Source organism: Serinicoccus shuyuelongi, assembly GCF_045032955.1.
GTDB lineage: Bacteria > Actinomycetota > Actinomycetes > Actinomycetales > Dermatophilaceae > Ornithinicoccus.
In genome coordinates this window covers 200,266-214,571 of the sequence record NZ_JBJFZU010000002.1, presented here as the reverse complement: position 1 = coordinate 214,571, position 14,306 = coordinate 200,266, and the positions used below count along the sequence as shown (strand labels likewise).

General features: G+C 72.8%; 12 protein-coding genes. 9 read left to right on the top strand and 3 right to left on the bottom strand.

Annotation, left to right across the window (positions count from 1 at the left end; genetic code table 11):
• Positions 1-157 precede the first annotated feature (157 nt).
• Positions 158-676: a peptidylprolyl isomerase gene (locus ACI3EY_RS01190; RefSeq protein WP_405038458.1), complete on the bottom strand. Its 519-nt coding sequence runs from the start codon at positions 674-676 to the stop codon at positions 158-160.
• Between the two features lie 133 nt (positions 677-809).
• On the opposite strand from ACI3EY_RS01190, the gene ACI3EY_RS01185 reads away from it, so the two are divergent.
• The 7 genes from ACI3EY_RS01185 to ACI3EY_RS01155 all read left to right on the top strand — a co-directional run bounded on the left by ACI3EY_RS01185 (position 810) and on the right by ACI3EY_RS01155 (position 10,880).
• Positions 810-2,177, top strand: a complete 1,368-nt coding sequence (locus ACI3EY_RS01185; RefSeq protein ID WP_405038457.1) for a hypothetical protein — start codon at positions 810-812, stop codon at positions 2,175-2,177.
• Positions 2,178-2,355: 178 nt separating this feature from the next.
• Entirely contained in the window at positions 2,356-4,566 is a 2,211-nt protein-coding gene (locus ACI3EY_RS01180; RefSeq protein ID WP_405039131.1) for an acyltransferase family protein, read from the top strand.
• Positions 4,567-4,635: 69 nt separating this feature from the next.
• Positions 4,636-5,853 (top strand): ATP-grasp domain-containing protein, encoded by a 1,218-nt coding sequence (locus ACI3EY_RS01175; RefSeq protein WP_405038455.1) that lies wholly within the window; start codon positions 4,636-4,638, stop codon positions 5,851-5,853.
• Positions 5,843-6,892: a type 1 glutamine amidotransferase family protein gene (locus tag ACI3EY_RS01170; protein WP_405039130.1), complete on the top strand. Its 1,050-nt coding sequence runs from the start codon at positions 5,843-5,845 to the stop codon at positions 6,890-6,892. The genes ACI3EY_RS01175 and ACI3EY_RS01170 overlap by 11 nt, the downstream gene beginning before the upstream one ends.
• Entirely contained in the window at positions 6,889-8,079 is a 1,191-nt protein-coding gene (locus ACI3EY_RS01165; RefSeq protein ID WP_405039129.1) for an alpha/beta hydrolase-fold protein, read from the top strand. The genes ACI3EY_RS01170 and ACI3EY_RS01165 overlap by 4 nt, the downstream gene beginning before the upstream one ends.
• 33 nt (positions 8,080-8,112) lie before the next feature.
• Positions 8,113-8,667, top strand: a complete 555-nt coding sequence (locus ACI3EY_RS01160; protein ID WP_405038451.1) for an NYN domain-containing protein — start codon at positions 8,113-8,115, stop codon at positions 8,665-8,667.
• A gap of 131 nt (positions 8,668-8,798) precedes the next feature.
• Positions 8,799-10,880 carry a cell wall-binding repeat-containing protein gene (locus tag ACI3EY_RS01155; RefSeq protein ID WP_405039128.1) on the top strand — a complete coding sequence of 694 codons (2,082 nt, stop codon included), beginning with the start codon at positions 8,799-8,801 and terminating at the stop codon, positions 10,878-10,880.
• 3 nt (positions 10,881-10,883) lie between these two features.
• Here ACI3EY_RS01155 and ACI3EY_RS01150 read toward each other — a convergent pair whose 3' ends face one another.
• A complete protein-coding gene (locus tag ACI3EY_RS01150) occupies positions 10,884-12,929 on the bottom strand; it encodes an ElyC/SanA/YdcF family protein (RefSeq protein WP_405039127.1) in 2,046 nt (681 codons plus the stop codon).
• Positions 12,930-13,020: 91 nt separating this feature from the next.
• On the opposite strand from ACI3EY_RS01150, the gene ACI3EY_RS01145 reads away from it, so the two are divergent.
• Both ACI3EY_RS01145 and ACI3EY_RS01140 read left to right on the top strand, forming a co-directional pair.
• The gene (locus ACI3EY_RS01145; RefSeq protein ID WP_405039126.1) at positions 13,021-13,500 is read left to right on the top strand and encodes a hypothetical protein; all 480 of its coding nucleotides are present in this window, start codon (positions 13,021-13,023) and stop codon (positions 13,498-13,500) included.
• Between the two features lie 2 nt (positions 13,501-13,502).
• Positions 13,503-13,805, top strand: coding sequence for a transcriptional regulator (locus ACI3EY_RS01140; protein ID WP_405039125.1), 303 nt, complete (start codon positions 13,503-13,505; stop codon positions 13,803-13,805).
• Positions 13,806-13,847: 42 nt separating this feature from the next.
• Here ACI3EY_RS01140 and ACI3EY_RS01135 read toward each other — a convergent pair whose 3' ends face one another.
• The gene (locus ACI3EY_RS01135) at positions 13,848-14,297 is read right to left on the bottom strand and encodes a hypothetical protein (RefSeq protein ID WP_405039124.1); all 450 of its coding nucleotides are present in this window, start codon (positions 14,295-14,297) and stop codon (positions 13,848-13,850) included.
• Positions 14,298-14,306 lie beyond the last annotated feature (9 nt).

Here is a 14,306-nt window from a genome sequence, read left to right as displayed (position 1 = left end):
CCGACGGCGGCCGGACGCTGGCAGTCCGGGCAGGTGGGCCGTTCGCACCGCTGGCACCGGATGTAGCTGGTCCGGTCCGGGTGCCGTGGACAGACGGGCACGCCGCCCGGCTGGTCACCGGGCGGCGTGTCAGAAGTGGGGCTGGTCACCGGCGTGGTCAGCCGGCGACGGAGACCCGCTCGATGACGACCGGCTCGACCGGCTTGTCACCGGAGCCGGTCTTGACCGCCGCGATCGCGTCGACGACGTCGCGCGAGGGCTGGTCGGCCACCTCGCCGAAGATGGTGTGCTTGCCCTGCAGCCAGGTGGTCGGGTCCACCGTGATGAAGAACTGCGAGCCGTTCGTGCCCTTGCCCATCCGCTTGCCGGCGTTGGCCATGGCGAGCATGTAGGGCTGGGTGAAGTTGTGGTCGGGGCTGATCTCGTCGTCGAAGGTGAAGCCGGGGCCTCCGGTGCCCTCGCCGAGCGGGCAGCCGGCCTGGATCATGAAGCCCGGGATGATCCGGTGGAAGGTGAGCCCGTCGTAGAACGGCTGGGGGCTGGTCCGCCCCGCGTCGTCCCGGTACTCCTTCTCGCCGGTCGCAAGACCGGTGAAGTTCGCGACCGTCTTGGGAGCGGCGTTCTCGAAGAGCTCCACGTTGATGTCGCCGTGGTTGGTGTGCAGCGTGACGTTCATGTCGTCAGTTTCTCACGGGTATGCCGCGCCGCGACGACCCGACCGCCTCGCCCGGGGTACGCCGCGTGAGGTGGAGTTCGCCCCCGCGACAGGGCAGGATGGGGGTCAGACCCACAAACAGGAGGGACCAGACGTGTTCTTCAAGACCGATGCCGAGCGCGCGGCCGCCAAGGCCGACCGTGCACGGCAGGACGCCACCGAAGCCGGCGCCAGCGCCGCGTCCGGCGCGCGCAACATGAGCGCCGCGATGCTGGCCAGCCTGGCCGAGGTGACCGCCCCGCACGACGACAAGAAGGGTCGGCGGCACGCCCGCAAGGCCCGCGCCAAGGCGCTCAAGGCCGCCGGCAAGGACCGTGAGGCCGCCGCCAAGGCGATGGGCAAGGCCCGCACCTCCGCCGGGAAGGCCTCGAAGCACGGCCGCTCGGCCTTCGAGAAGCAGAGCGAGAAGGCCGGCGGGACCGTCGCGGCGGTGGCCGGCATGGCCGGGGACCGGGTCGGCAAGGCCACCGAGGAGGCCCGCAAGCGCAGCGAGCAGGCCGCCAAGGACGCCCGCAAGCGCGGCGGCAAGGCAGCCAAGCAGGCCCGGAAGAAGGGTGGCAAGGCGGCCAAGCAGGCGCGCAAGCAGGGCGGGCAGACCGCGGACCTGCTGCGCGAGCAGGGTCACCACGCGGGGGACGTGCTCCGTGAGCAGGGCCACCACGCCGCCGATGTGCTGCGCGACCGGTCCGCTGCCGTGGCGAGCCGCGCCAAGGACTCGCACCTGGGTGACGCCGCCGCGCAGAAGGCGGGCGCCGGGGCTGCGCTCATCGCGGCGCTGGCCGCGGCCGCCCGGGAGAAGGCCGGTGAGACGCGCGACCGTGCCGTCGCCGGTGTCGACCGTGGCATCGACGCGGGGGTCCCGCGGGCCCAGGACGGCGTCGCCGGGATGGCCCCGATGATCGACCACATGCGTGACCTCATCAACGACGAGATGCTGCCGAAGATCCAGTCGATGCTGGGTGACGTGCAGACCGGCAAGGACCGTCTGCTGGCCCAGCAGGAGGGTGTGCTCGCTGCCATGACCGGGGCTCCCGCCCCCAAGCGGCGCAAGAAGGGTGGCGTCCTGATCACCCTCGGGATCCTCGCTGCCGCCGGTGCGGGTGCCGCCTGGTGGCTCTCCCAGCAGCAGCGTCAGCCCGCCGCCGACCCGTGGGCCGGCCGGGACAGCACGACGGACCCGTGGGCCGGGAACGCCGCGGACACGGTGGTCCCCCCCGCACCCGCCGTCGCCACCGGTGCCACCCCGGTCGCCGAGACCGCCCCCGTCACCGAGACCACCACCCCGGTCGCGGTCGACGTGCCGGCCACCGAGACCGCGCCGGTCGCGGGGTCCACGGACACCGCCGACATGCCCCGGATGCTGGACAGCGAGGAGGTCGAGGAGATCACCGAGCGCAACACCGAGCACAGCGTCGACCACTCCTCGGACGACAAGAACGACGGATCCGGCTCGCGCAGCTGACACCGGACCCTTTGCGCACCAGCCGGGCGGCCCTCCCACGCGGGAGGGGCGCCCGGCTTCGTCATGATCCCGCCCGACACACCGTGCACGTCCCCGGACCTGCGCCGATACCGCTTTACCCTCTGCGTAGCGGTGTTCCTCGTGCCAGGCGAGGTCGACGAAGGAGGTGGCGCGACGTATGTCCCTGCCCGCTTCCCGTCGCGGCCCCGAGCCGGAGGTCGGGCACCCCGGCGGTGAGCGCGCCCTCGTCGACCCGGGCCGGCTGCCCGGTCGCCGCACCCTCACCCACGGGGACCCTCCGCCCCCGGACGGCACCACCACCCTCGAGCAGGGGCCGGCCCGTCCGCCCCGCCGCCGTGGGGGTCGTGGGCCCACCGACGTCGACCCCCGGCCCGGGCACATCCCCGGTCTGGACGGGCTCCGCGCCCTCGCGGTCATCGGCGTGCTGCTCTTCCACTTCCTCCCGGCCACCCTGCCCGGTGGGTTCCTCGGGGTGGACGTCTTCTTCGTGGTCAGCGGCTTCCTCATCACCACCCTCCTGCTGCGAGAGATCGACCGCAGCGGCCGGATCGACCTGCCCACCTTCTGGCGGCGCCGTGCCCGACGGCTGCTGCCACCACTGCTGCTGGTCGTCGTGGTCAGCGTCTCGGTGGCCCGCCTGGTCGGCGGCGACCTGCTGGTCGGGATCGGCCGGCAGACCCTCGGGGCCCTGACCTTCACCAGCAACTGGCTGGAGATCGCGGCCGGCGCCAGCTACTTCCAGAGCACCAGCCCGATCCTCTTCGTGAACTTCTGGAGCCTGGCCGTGGAGGAGCAGTTCTACCTGCTCTGGCCGCTCACCCTGGTGCTGGTCCTCGCCTGCACCCGCAGCACCCGGCAGCGGCTGCTCGCGGTCGGCGCGGTCGGACTGCTGTCCGCGGTCCTGATGGCCGGACTGTTCACCGCCGGTGAGGACGCCACCCGGGTCTACTACGGCACCGACACCCACCTGGTGGGCCTGATGGCGGGCGCCGTGCTGGCCCTGGCCTGGGCCGACCCGGCGCACCGGGCGGGGCTGCGCACCCCCCGGTGGCGGCGCGCCCGCGGCTGGGCGGTGCTCGGTGCCCTGCTGACCCTGGCCGCGCTCATGCGGTGGAGCAGCGACGACTCGGCACTCACCTTCCGGGGCGGGATCGCGCTGGCCTCGCTGGCGACCGTGGTGCTGATCGCGGGACTGCTCGAGTCACCGTCCCCCTGGCGCCGGGTCATGTCGCTCCCGCCGCTGACCTGGATCGGGGAGCGGTCCTACGCCATCTACCTGTGGCACTGGCCGGTGCTGGTGATCGCCGGGACGCTGGTCCCCTATGCCGTGGGCACCACCCGCGCCACCTGGGTGCTGCTCGGGGCGCTGGCGGTGACCCTGGTCCTGTCGGAGCTGTCCCTGCGCCTCCTGGAGCGGCCCGTGCGCCGGCTCGGGATCCGCGCCAGCGTCCGCGCCCTCGGCGCCTGGCTGACGACCCCGTGGGAGCGCAGCCGCACCCCGAGGATCGTGGCCGGAGGGCTCGCGCTGCTGCTGGTGGGCACCATCGTGGCGCTGGCCACGGCACCCGAGAAGTCGGCTACCCAGCGGCAGATCGAGGAGTCCCAGGCCCGGATCGGCGGCTCGGTGGACGGGGGCGCCGCCGGCGACGGCGACGGCACCGAGGAGGAGCTCCCGGCGGACCTGGTGCGCGACTCCGCCGGGGCCGGCGCCGCGGTGGGCCTGGTCGAGGAGGAGGCGGCCGAGCAGGACGCCGCCGAGGACGGCGGCGACGAGGCCGAGGGGTCCACTGAGGACGGGGCCGACGGTGAGGAGCAGGCGGACACCGACGGCACCGAGGTGCGCGGATCCACCTTCGCCCCGGACGAGGACGGGCTGCTGGTGCCCTCCGGTGAGGACCTGACCGCGATCGGGGACTCGCTGGTGGTGACCAGCTCGGACGGCCTCACCTTCCGCTTCCCGGGCATCTCCTTCCTGGCCCAGTCCAACCGGCAGTGGGGCGACGCAGAGCCCGTCCTGGTGGAGGCGCTGGACTCCGGCTCGGTCCGGGACAACGTCGTGCTGCACCTGGGCACCAACGCCGGCGTCGACGAGGACGGCCTGCGGGCCGCGCTGGAGGCCCTCGGGCCGGACCGCAACGTGGTGGTGATGGACCTGTACGTCCAGTCCTCGTTCACCGCCCCCTCCAACGAGACCATCCGCGAGGTCGTCGCCGAGTACCCGAACGCCGTCGTCGGCGAGTGGAACGCGGCGATCAGCGAGCGTCCCGAGGTGCTGCAGACCGACCAGGTGCACCCCGACATCGACGGTATGCACGTCTACGCCGAGGTCGTCGCCCGCGCCTTCGACGAGCTCGCCACCTCGGGCTGACCGGGTGCCCGCCGATCCCGGTCCGCGACGTCTCCCCGGCGGGCCCGCGGATGTGGCAGGCTCGGTGTCGTGAACATCGTCCTGGTCGAGCCGCACTTCCCGAAGAACCAGCGTGAGTTCGCGCGGGCCCTGGCCGGCGCCGGGGCCAACGTCATCGGGATCGGCGAGACCCCGCTGGACTACCTGGACGACCAGCTCAAGGGCTGGATGGTCCACTACGAGCAGGTGGGCTCGGTCACCGACCTGGCCCAGATGACGGAGGCCGTCCGGCGGGTGCAGGGCATGGTCTGGGTCGACCGCCTGGAGTCCACCATCGAGTCGCACCAGATGGTGGCCGCCCAGGTCCGGGAGGCGCTGGGCATACCGGGCACCTCGGTGCGCACCACCTGGCTGTGCCGCGACAAGCCGTCCATGAAGGAGGCGCTGCGGGCCGCCGGGGTGCGGACCGCCGCCTCGACCGGGGCCGAGCACCCGGACCAGGTGTGGGACTTCGCCGCCCGGGTCGGCTACCCGCTGATCATCAAGCCGCGCGACGCGGCCGGTGCGGCCGACACGGTCCGCGTCGACGACGACACCCAGCTGCGCGCGGCCCTGGGGGTGATGGACCGCTACCCCTCGATCGCGGTGGAGGAGTTCGTCGAGGGGCACGAGGGCTTCTACGACACCATCTCGGTCGAGGGCCGGATCGCGGTCGACTTCGCCTCGCACTACTACCCCGGGGTGCTGGAGGCGATGCGCACCCGGTGGATCTCCCCGCAGTTCGTGGCGACCAACCGGGTCGACGACGGCGGACTCTACGACGAGATCCGGGAGATGGGGCACCGGGTCAACGCGGCCCTGGGGATCGGCACCTCGGCCACCCACATGGAGTGGTTCCACGGACCCAAGGGCCTGATCTTCTCCGAGATCGGCTGCCGGCCGCCCGGCGTCGGATGCTGGGACCTGTACTGCGCGGCGAACGACATGGACGTCTACGCCGCCTGGGCGCAGGCGGTCGTGCACGGGGACGTGCAGGAACGGCCCAGCCGCAGCCACAGCGCTGGGATCGTGGCGCTGCGCCCCGACCAGGACGGGGTCATCCACTCCTACAGCGGGCTCGAGGACGTCGAGAACCGCTACGGCCGGTGGATCATCGACGCGCACGTCCCGGTGACCGGCACCGGCACCCAGCCGGTCGGGGCGGGCTTCATGGCCAACGCCTGGATCCGGATGCGGCACCCTGACTTCGACGCCCTGCGAGAGATGCTCGACGACGTCGGACGCACGGTGCACGTCCATGCCGGCTGAGGACCGCGACCGCGACGCTCGCGCCGACGACCCTCGCATCACCCTGCTGGGCCCGCAGCGCCACCCCCGGCTGGACGCGGTCAGCACCTCCCTGGGCCTGCACGGCGCCCGGACCGCCACCATCACCGCGGGCTGGCGGGACCGCGAGGGCGAGGACGACGTGCTCACCCACCAGCTGGGTGGCCGGTGCGTCAACCTGCGGCTCTGGGAGCGCATGCAGCTGATGTGGGAGGCCGACCCCGAGCTGGAGCGCGCCGACCGGGAGCGCCGCCGGGTGCTCACCGAGCTGCAGCACCTCTACGTGATCGGCCTGGAGCACGCGGTCGAGGCGCTGATCCGGATCCGCGCCCACCAGCCCCGGGACCAGGCCGTGCACCGGATGGCCGTGGAGGACATCCTGGGCATCCTGCGCGACCTCGACGACCGGCACCTGAGCCGGGTCGCCGAGCTGCACGAGGAGTTCTACGCCACCCACCAGCCGCACCACCGGGACGCCGTGCTGCACGGCCGCGCGGAGGTGGGCCGGCTCGTCGCCGACTGCGACGCGGTAGCCATCGCCGGCGGGCACGTCGGGGTGCTGCTGGGGGCGCTGCACATCTTCAACCTGGCCCCGGTGCTGGCCTACCCGGTCCCGGACGAGAGCGCGCCCCGCGGGGTGCACGCCCGGGTCCACCGGCCGGTGATCGCCTGGGGCGCGGGGGCGATGGCCCTCACCGAGCGGGTGATGCTCTTCTACGACGACTCGGTGGTGGCTCCCGGCATCGCCGAGGTGCTGATGGAGGGGCTCGGGCTGACCCGGGGGCTGGTCGCCCTGCCCTCGGCCCGCGAGCGCCTCGACCTGCGGCACGCGGAGCGGATGCAGACGCTGGCCAGCCGGTGCCGCCCGCTGCTGCCGCTGCTGCTGGACACCGACGACCAGGTGACCCTGACCGTGGACGGGCGGCTGCCCGCCGGCCCCCGGGTGGTCGGGCCCGAGGGCATACCCGTGCGCCACGACGGGGTGGACCCGGGCGCCACGACACCGGAGGAGGGCGCATGAGCCTGGCCACGCCCTACCCGATGCCGCCCCGGCACAAGGGCAAGCTCGCCATCAACGCGCTGCGCGCGACCCGGCTGGACGAGCAGCAGATCGCCGATTTCCTGGCCACCCACGAGGTGCCGATCGTGGAGGGCGCCACCTGCACCTTCCTCTACCGGGGGTATGCCGACGGCGTCGCGCTGCGGCACCGGATCGTCAACCAGCCGCAGCACGTCCCGATGAAACGCCTGGACGTGCCGGAGGGGACCACGCCGCTCTGGTACGTGACGATCGAGCTGCCGGCGGCGTCCCGGGTGGAGTACCAGATCGAGGTCCGCACCGACGGCGGGGTGGAGACCTTCAACGACCCGCTGAACCCGCACGTGGCGCACAGCCCGGTCGGCTCCTCCAGCGTCTGCCACGCCGCCGGCTACCAGGTGCCGACCTGGGTGCACCCGCAGGGCGACGCCCGCCCCGGGGAGATCGTCGACCTGCCGTTCCAGAGCAAGGCGCTGCGCCGGATGACCCACAACCGGGTCTACCTGCCGGCCCGGTTCCGGCGCAGCAGCCACTACCCGCTGCTGGTCGTCCACGACGGCGACGACTACCTGAACTACGCCGCGATGGGCACCGTGCTGGACAACCTCATCCACGACCTGGACATGGCGGAGACCATCGTGGTCTTCTCCAACCCGGCCGACCGGCTGCGCGAGTACCCGAACTACGCGCCGCACGCCCGGCACCTCACCCACGAGCTGCTGCCGCTGGTCGAGGACCAGCTGCCGGTGATCTCCCGCGCCGACGCCCGCTGCCTGATGGGTGCCAGCTTCGGCGGGGTGGCCGCGCTGTCGACGGCCTACCGGAACCCCGGCGTGTGGGACAACCTGCTGCTGCAGTCGGGTTCGTTCGTCTTCACCGACATCGGCTCCGACCACGGCGGCGGCCCGGCCTTCGACCCGGTGGTGACGTTCATGAACCGGTACCGGGCCAGGCCCCGGCGGTTGGCGGCACGGATGTTCCTCACCTGCGGCGTCTACGAGCCCTTGATCGTGCCGAACCGCTCCATGGTCCCGGTCTTCGAGTCCACCGGGTCCCAGGTCAGGTATGTGGAGTCCCGGGACGGACATTCCTGGGAGAACTGGCGCGACCGGCTCCGGGACGGATTGTCCTGGACGTTCCCGGGGCCGCAGAAGCTTGTCTATGAATAATGAGATAGAACGACAGAAAGTATGAGGTCAGCCATGGGACGTCAGTCCTACCTGCTCGTCGACGGCGAGAACATCGACGCCACCCTGGGCAACTCGATCCTGGGGCGTCGACCGCACCCGGAGGAGCGGCCCCGCTGGGACCGGTTGCTCAGCTTCACCCAGGACACCTGGCAGCAGCCGGCCAAAGGCCTGTTCTTCCTGAACGCCAGCAGCGGTCTGCCGATGGCCTTCGTGCAGGCCCTGCGGGCGCTCGGCTACACCCCGGTGCCGCTGTCCGGGACGGCGGAGGAGAAGGTCGTCGACATCGCGATCCAGCGCACCCTGGAGGCGCTGGGGCAGCGCGAGGACGACGTCATGCTGGTCAGCCACGACGGCGACTTCCTGGAGGCGGTGACCCCGCTGATGGACGGGTCGCGCCGGGTCGGGCTGATCGCCTTCGAGGAGTTCCGCAACTCCGGCTTCCATTCGTTGGTGGCCCAGGGGATGGAGTTCTTCGACCTCGAGCACGACACCAAGGCGTTCAACACGCCGTTGCCCCGGCTGCGCATCATCGCGATCGAGGACTTCGACCCGGAGCAGTTCCTCTGAACCGACCCTTCGTCAAGGTTTGCCCAATTTTGCCGTCAGCGCAGTGACACCTGTGACGGATGAGATTACCGTCGCAGGGACCACTGTCGTTGACCGCAGGCTGACGCACGCCTGCACAAGGTTGGGGAATCATGCGCACTGTCCGGACCACCATGCTCTCCGCCGCCCTCGCCCTCGGGATGGCGACCACCGGCACGGCGCTGCCCTCGCTGGCGGTCGGCAGCGACCTCCCCGGGAGCGCCACCGACACCGCCGGCACCGAGCAGGACGCGACCGGCGACACCGGCGGCGGTGAGCACCGGTCGCTGTCGCTGGAGCCGAGCGCGCCGGCCCCGGAGTCGGTGACCGGAACGCTGGCGGACCAGACGGTGCAGGGGACGCTGGACGTCAGTTCCGGGGTCACCATGGTGGGCGTGCGCTGGGACGGCGAGCGACAGGCCAGCGCCAGCATGCGCGTGCACGACGGCACCGGCTGGGGCGAGTGGGCCAGCCTCGGCGACCCGGTGCACGAGCAGATGGCTGTGGAGGCCGGCCTGGAGCAGGGCGTCCAGAGCCTGGACCGGGGCCGTGAGTGGGCGACCGAGGGCACCATCGTGATGGACGCGGACCGGGTCGAGGTGCGCCTGGAGGGCGCCGCCGAGGGGGCGACCGTGGACACCTGGACGACGCAGGTCACCGCCGCCGACCGCGCGGAGGTGGCCTCCGTGCCGACCGCGGGCGGCGGGTCCGAGGGTCTGGTCGTGGCCAACCGCAAGCAGTGGGCCGCCGACATGGACCTCGTCCCCGGGACCGCCCCGATCTGGGACAGCCCCAAGCTCGGCGTCACCGTGCACCACACCGCGACCGCGCCCTACTACACCCCCGAGCAGGTCCCGGCCATGCTCCGCTCGATCTACCAGTACCACGCGCACACCCTCGGCTGGGGGGACATGGGCTACAACATGGTGGTCGACCGGCACGGCCGGATCTGGGAGGGCCGCTCCGGCGGCATCGAGCGCAACGTCCAGGGAGCGCACGCCTTCGGCATGAACGGCAGCTGGTTCGGGCTCAGCGTGCTCGGCGACCACACCATCAGCCCCGTCCCCCAGGTCGAGTTCGACGCGTTGAACAGCGCCACCGCGTGGGTCCTCAACCGGTACGACGTGGACGCCACCAGCGAGGTGCGCTACACCAACGCCACCCTGGGCTGGACCCGCTGGCTGCCGGCCATCCACGGGCACGGCGACGTGGACGCCACCGCCTGCCCGGGCTACCACCTGAACGGCCTGCTGGACATCGCGCGCGAACTGGTCGCCGAGGAGCAGCAGCTCGAGCGCACCGCTGTGCAGCGGTTCAGCGGGGAGAACCGCTATGCCAGTGCCGCCGCCCTTGCCCGCGAGGGGTCGCTGTGGGGGGTGGACCGGGCATACCTGACGCAGGGCACGGAGGTCGCCGACGCCCTCGGCGTCGGCCCGGTCGCCAGCCGGGGTGACGCCTCGGTGCTGCTCACCCGGGACGGCTCGGTGCCGCCCGCGACCTGGGAGGCCCTGGAGAAGATGGGCACCGAGGAGGTCGTCGTGGTCGGCGGCGAGATCGCCGTCCCCAAGAGCGTCGTCGACGCCCTCGAGGAGGAGGGCTACCCGGTGCGCCGGGTGTCCGGCGAGAACCGCTACAGCACCGCGGTGGCGCTGAGCCACGAGCAGGAGTGGGAGTCCGGCACCGTCTACCTGGCCAGCGGCACCGGCCTGGCCGACGCCCTCGGCGGGGCGGCCGCAGCGGCCCACGTCGGGGCACCGATGCTGCTCACCCGGCCCGGGGCGATGCCCGACGTCACCATCGAGCGGCTGGCCGAGCTGGACCCGGAGCGGGTCGTCGTGCTCGGTGGCAGCCAGGTCGTCGACGACAGAGTCCTCGCGCAGCTGGCGCTGCTGCTGCCCGAGGCGACCGTCGACCGGATCGGTGGCACCAACCGCTACAGCACCAGCGCCCTGGTCGCCCAGGACGCCTTCCCCGACGGGGCCGCCTCGGCGGTGCTCGCCAACGGCTTCTCGCCGGTGGACGCGATGGCCGGCACCCAGCTCGCCGCCGGTCGCGGCGCGCCGGTCCTGCTGGTCCGCAAGAACTGCATGCCGGGCCCGGTGAGCACGGCCTACGACGCGATGGGCATCTCCGCCTCCCGGCTCGCCGGTGGCACGGTGGCGCTCGACTGGGACGCCGGCTCGCAGGTCTGCTGACCCTCAGAAGCGGGTGAGCAGCAGGGCCAGCCCGCCGCTGAGCAGCGCCACCGTCAGCGCCGCGAGCGCGTTGCGCACCGGGGACCGGGCGAGCACCCCGACGAACTCGCGGAGCACGGCGCTCGGGAAGAAGTAGCGCGCCGTCGGGGCACCGACCACGTGCGCACGCACCCCGAGCTCGCGGGCGATGATCGCGGCCCGGAAGGCGTGGAAGTCGTTGGTCGCGACCACCAGGTCGGACCCGTGCCCCTCGCGCTCGACCAGCTCGGCGCTGAAGGTGAGGTTCTCCTCGGTGGTGGTGGACCGGTCCTCGGCGCGGACCAGGTCGGGGTCGGCACCGTGCGCGAGGGCATACCGGGCCATCACCTCGCCCTCCGGGGCGGGCTCGTCAGGGCCCTGCCCGCCGGAGAGGACCAGCAGGGGTCGACCGCCGCGGCCGACCTCGGCGGCGTGCACCTGCATACCCCTGTCGATGCGGGCGGCCAGCAACGGCGGGACGGTGTCGCCGAAGACGTGGGAGCCGAGCACGACGACCGCGTCGATGCCGGGGTCGGGGGTGGTGCGGCCGTAGACCTGGCCGTAGATCAGGAACGCGACGAAGAGGAACCCCAGGTAGCCGGAGACGCCGAGCCCGGTGAGCGAGAGCACCACCAGCCAACGCCACTGGGTGAGGGCGGCGGCGGCCAGGGTCGCGACCAGCAGCACCATCGCGGCCACGCTGAGCAGGGCCAGCAGGTTGCCCGCGGAGCGTCCCTCGCGGCGGATGACGGTGACCCCGGCGTAGGTGACGTAGCCGACGAGCGCCAGGCTGGACGCGACCAGGGCCGCCATCCCGACGACCAGGACCAGGCCCACCGCCACCTGCGGCAGCACCGTGCCGAGGGCGGTCAGGGCGGCGGCCAGCAGGGCGACGGCGACGTAGAGCGCACCCCCGAGGGCGAGGACGGCCGAGCTCATCCGACGGGGGTCCACCCCCCGGCTGCGGACCCGGGAGCGCGGGTCCGGCTCGCGGGCGTCGACGACGACCAGGCCGGAGGCGTAGCCGCTGACCCCGCGCGTGTGCACGAGGGCGATGACCAGCAGCGCGACCACCACCCAGGCGTCGGCCAGCGCGCCACCTCCGGGCAGGCCGAGGTCGGCGGCCGCCCGGAGCAGCGCGTAGCCACCGACGCCGCCGACCGCCCGGCGCAGCCACTGCTGGGGGCTCGGCGCAGTGAGGTCGGTGCGGACCGGGCGCAGGAAGACGAGCCGCTGACCCAGCGTGGCGCCCCAGCGCATCGGCACCAGCAGCAGCAGGACCAGCACCGCGAGGATGCTGGCGACCGGGTCGGCGAGCTCGAGCAGCTCGTCGCCGGGGCGGTCGACGACGACGTAGCCGAGCGCGACGGCCAGGGAGGCGGCGAGCCCGACCAGCGCGACGCTCAGCAGGTCGACGGCGGCACCGGTCAGACGACGCAGCGGTCGCACCGGGGTCGGCTCGTCGGCGGGTCGGCTGTGCTGCCCGGGCACGCGGCGGGCCAGCGGTGCCAGCAGCACCCCGAGCGCGGCACCGGCCGTGTTGGCCAGCAGGTCGTCGGTGTCGAAGAGGCGGTAGGCGCAGGCGTACAGACCCCAGATGCCGGTCAGCTGGGTGAGCTCGACCAGCAGCGAGACGGCAGCGCCGAAACCGATGCTCCACCGTGGGGACAGGCCGAAGAGGTGGCGTGCGACGACGCCCAGCGGCACGAACAGGGCGATGTTGAGCAGCACCTGGTGCAGGGCCGGGTCGCCGAGCAGGCCGGGTCCCCAGGTGATGTCGCCGAGGAACGCGAGGGGGACCAGCTGGGGGGACGGTGCGTCCGTGCAGACCAGGTCCTGCCGCGGCAGCGGCAGGATGGTGTAGGTCCACAGCGCCATCCCGTAGACGACGGCCGCGGCGCTGAGCAGCGCGTGCCCGGGCCCGACCGTCCCGCGCCGGAAGCTCCAGGCGACGTACGGGATGAAGACGAGCGGGAGCAGGAGGATCCCCAGGGCCACCGCGAGCGCCGTGGACGTGTCGAAGCTGCTCACCGCAACGATCTTGCCATGCCGGGCCGCTGACCAGGCACGTCGTGACCGGACCACACTTGCCAACATGGAAACTAGAGGGTAAGTTGCCACCATGGAAAGTGAGAGGACCACGGACGCCGACGACGCCCGACGCGCCTTGGAGGACGTCGCGGACAGTCGCCGATCGATCGCCCGCCGCGTGGTCGCCCCGTGGTGGTACCGGCTGGGGACGGCGCTGTGCACGGCGGGGCTCTTCGTGGGGGCCGGCCTCACCATCTCGGCCGGGGACGAGCCCAGCATGCTCGGCTTCCTGGTGACGGTGTCGCTCGCGATCCTGGCGCCGCTGGCCCTGCTCGTCGCTCTCCAGCGCGCCACCGGAGTCTCCGTCGACCGGTATGCCTCCGGCTGGGGGGCCTGGTATGCCGTCGTCCTCAGCCTCTTCGGCGTCGCCGTCGCCGTCCAGGTGGTGACCGACGTGTCCTCCGTCCTGCCCGTGGCCGGGGTGGTGGCCTTCGCGATGACCCTTCTCACCGAGCAGCGCACGGACACCCAGTTGCGGGAGCGGGTCGAGACCGGCGCGACGGTCGCCTGACCATGGTGACGCCGCCCGCCTTCGACGACCTGATCCACGCGCCCAACCGGCTCCAGATCACCGCCATGCTGGCGCCGGTCGAGGCGCTCGACTTCGCCACCGTGCGCGAGACGTTGCAGATCAGCGACTCGGTGCTGAGCAAGCACGTGCGGGTGCTGGTGGAGGCCGGGTACGTGCGCGCCACGAAGACACCGCACGGCTCCCGCACCCGGACCTGGCTGACCCTGACGCCAGAGGGACGCTCGGCCCTGGACGGGCACCTGACCGAGCTGCGCCGGATCGCGGCCATGGCCTCCACCCGCTGAGACCAGTCGACGGCCACCGCGATCGGTCAGCAGGAACCGGTCTCAGGAGAGCTGGTCGACATACCTCTTGGCGTCCACCAGGCCCCAGCCGGTGCGCTCCCGCACGTGCTTGACGGCGGAGACCTCGCCGGAGGTGTGCCGCACCTCCCGGGTCTGGGTGGCCAGCGCCTGGAGGTCGGCAGGGGCGGGACCCTGCGCACCGGAACCCTGGGGCGACGGGACCGGGTCGGGCCCGGAGGCGTGCGGGTCCCAGGCGTCGATGCGCTCTTTGGCCTCGCGCAGGCCCAGACCGGTGGAGCTGCGCAGGGCCTTGATGGCCTCGATCTTCCGCCCGCGACCGACCAGCTCACTCACCGTCTGCCGCGTCTCGGCGTCCACGGTGGGCTCCGGGACCGGCCAGGCCTCGCCCCTCGAGCGGGAGGCTCGGGCGACCACGACGGCGGCGACCGCGCAGACGGCGGCGAGGACGAGCAGGAGATCCATCAGGTCCATGTCCCCAGG

What these genes read in the sequence shown, in the direction of transcription:
- ACI3EY_RS01190 (WP_405038458.1), bottom strand. Translation starts at nt 676, where the DNA reads ATGAACGTCACGCTGCACACCAACCACGGCGACATCAACGTGGAGCTC.
- ACI3EY_RS01180 (WP_405039131.1), top strand. Translation starts at nt 2,356, where the DNA reads ATGTCCCTGCCCGCTTCCCGTCGCGGCCCCGAGCCGGAGGTCGGGCAC.
- ACI3EY_RS01170 (WP_405039130.1), top strand. Translation starts at nt 5,843, where the DNA reads ATGCCGGCTGAGGACCGCGACCGCGACGCTCGCGCCGACGACCCTCGC.
- ACI3EY_RS01165 (WP_405039129.1), top strand. Translation starts at nt 6,889, where the DNA reads ATGAGCCTGGCCACGCCCTACCCGATGCCGCCCCGGCACAAGGGCAAG.
- ACI3EY_RS01160 (WP_405038451.1), top strand. Translation starts at nt 8,113, where the DNA reads ATGGGACGTCAGTCCTACCTGCTCGTCGACGGCGAGAACATCGACGCC.
- ACI3EY_RS01155 (WP_405039128.1), top strand. Translation starts at nt 8,799, where the DNA reads ATGCGCACTGTCCGGACCACCATGCTCTCCGCCGCCCTCGCCCTCGGG.
- ACI3EY_RS01145 (WP_405039126.1), top strand. Translation starts at nt 13,021, where the DNA reads ATGGAAAGTGAGAGGACCACGGACGCCGACGACGCCCGACGCGCCTTG.
- ACI3EY_RS01140 (WP_405039125.1), top strand. Translation starts at nt 13,503, where the DNA reads ATGGTGACGCCGCCCGCCTTCGACGACCTGATCCACGCGCCCAACCGG.
- ACI3EY_RS01135 (WP_405039124.1), bottom strand. Translation starts at nt 14,297, where the DNA reads ATGGACCTGATGGATCTCCTGCTCGTCCTCGCCGCCGTCTGCGCGGTC.